The 2,273-nt window shown below is 41.5% G+C and carries 2 protein-coding genes; both read right to left on the bottom strand.

The genetic code is table 11. The features are described from left to right. Positions 1-464 (bottom strand): GerAB/ArcD/ProY family transporter (locus L634_RS0128445; RefSeq protein ID WP_026585299.1); only part of this gene is annotated, 464 nt, incomplete at its 3' end. 65 nt (positions 465-529) lie between these two features. Then, positions 530-2,023: a spore germination protein gene (locus L634_RS0128450; RefSeq protein WP_026585300.1), complete on the bottom strand. Its 1,494-nt coding sequence runs from the start codon at positions 2,021-2,023 to the stop codon at positions 530-532. Positions 2,024-2,273: the final 250 nt, after the last annotated feature.

Consider the following 2,273-nt stretch of genomic DNA (forward strand, 5'->3'; position numbering starts at 1 on the left):
AATACAAGGCCGAAAAAGGCTGTACCGACTACCGTTCTGAATCCTCCAAAAATGATATAAGTACAAAGAATCATGAATCCAAAGGAGAACCAGAACGTGCTAAGCTCCGGAAACATCCACACTTGAATGACCTCGATAAATGTTCGTACTACAGCTACGGCGTACAAAATAAAGTAGCCTATGAAAATGGAGCTGATTGCCTTGCCAATAAAATTGCCTGTAAGGTACTTATGGGCTGTCACAAAATCTCCATCAACCGTTTCGGCAACTTTATAAATCATCCATAGAATGATATGTATGCATCCCCCGGCAAACAGGATGGACATCCAGGCATCATAGCCTGCATCCTTTGCGATGATTCTCTGATAGCCAAGAACCCCGATGCCAATTTGCATGGACATAATTAAATAAAACACTAGAAATGGAGATATCTTCAATCTGTCTGGTACTGGCTGCTCCTGCATCTGGTTCACCTCCGTTTCATGATTGGTAACTGGCTGCTGTATAAAACTGCGTCCCCGCTCCCGTGTTAGTCATCAATATCCTTTTTCTCTTTAGCTTTTTTCTTGCTAAAGCGGAAAGGATTTTTAGTTCGTAAAAAGAGCGGCCTCTTGTATTGCTTTTGAAATGGAAGCCTGATAAGCGCGTCTTTCATATCAGTAACCCTTGGCGGATACAGAGGCTCAAGAAATGGCCTTCCAAGAGATGTAAGCCTGATTAAATGAGTCAGCAATATACAAAAACAAAAAACAATTCCAAGCAGCCCCCAAAGCTCAGCAAAAAATAAGAAGGGGAAGCGGAGCAAACGGATTGTATTGCCCATCCTGTATACCGGCGTAGTGAAGGAAGCAAGAGCGGCAAGGGCCACGATAATTAGGAGGACATTACTCGTCAGTCCGGCTTCTACTGAAGCTGTCCCGATAACAATCCCGCCCACGATGCCGATTGTCTGGCCGACTTTTGTAGGGAGCCGGGCTCCGGCCTCCCGCAGCAGTTCAATCGTCAGTTCCAGGAATAATGCTTCAAGAATCGGAGGGAGGGGAATTTCCCTCCTTGATGTAATTAAAGTACTCATCAAATCTTTTGGAATAAGTTCATAATGATAAGACAGTGCTGCCACATAAATAGGTGTAATAAGGATTGAAAAGGCAACCGCAAATAAACGGATCAAACGGAAAAAGGACGATAGCAGCCAATTTAAAAAATAATCTTCAAATGAACTAAAAAACTCAACAAGTGTTGTTGGCGTAATTAGGACATGAGGCGATCCATCTACCACAATCGCAATTTTTCCTTCAGCTAAAATACCTGCTACCCTGTCAGGCCTTTCCGTATCGAGAAGCTGCGGGAAAGGAGAGTTTGAGTTATCCGAAATCAGCTGAACGATAAAGGAACTGTCTGTAATGGCATCAAACTTTACATTTGAAAGCCGCTGTCTGACAGCATTGACATTATCCTCGTTCGTAATGTTTTCCATATACAGCATGGCGACTCCCGTTTTAGACAAGCTGCCAAGAGTAAACTCTTCCACAATCAGTTCTTTAACAGGCAGACGCTTCCGGATGAGATTTAGGTTTTGCCCCAATGACTCCACAAACGCTTCCTTAGGGCCAATAACAGAGAATTCGACTTCTGGCTGGGTTATACTCCTGACAATCTCCTTTTGAGCTGCAATAAAGCCAAAGTGCTTAAGCTCTGTTTCGATGGTCAGCATCACATATCCATTCATAATCTTTTGTTCAATTAATGATGGATCGTCACAGATTTGGACATCTGCTATGGGGACCAGCTGTTTAATATCTTCAATTTCCCGGAATTCTTCTTCCAGCAAATTTGGAAGTATGCCATCCTGAATGACATTCTCATCCACCAAAGTGGACATGAACGTAAGCCCGAAACGAACATTTGTTTTTTGGTTATAATAAAAAATTTTCTTAAAGTCTTTGGATTTAATTAAGGACTGTTCCCATTCCTTATGCTGGATATCCTCTTTAATTCGCTTATTTTTCAACCAACTTTTCATAGGAAAATCACCATCATTTTTGGCATTACGCTTATTGTTGCCGGTTTTGGAAAACTTATGAATGGCAGACATAAAAAAGAGGCTGTTTTTTGAAGGGCAAGAAAGCACTATTTTTGTGTTTTTTACAGCATAAAAAGAGCCTGCAGAAATGCAGGCTCTCAGACTGTCGACAAACTCGATGAAAATCGTGCTTGTCTGCAGTCTTTTTTATTTTAAAATAGAAGTAATACAATGCTTGAGGTGATTTAAA

Origin of the sequence: Bacillus sp. J33 (assembly GCF_000518885.1) — a bacterium.
In the GTDB taxonomy this organism is placed as follows: Bacteria; Bacillota; Bacilli; order Bacillales; family Cytobacillaceae; genus Cytobacillus.

Excerpts from the sequence above, each read along its gene's own strand:
- L634_RS0128450 (WP_026585300.1), bottom strand. The coding sequence starts at position 2,023 with ATGAAAAGTTGGTTGAAAAATAAGCGAATTAAAGAGGATATCCAGCAT.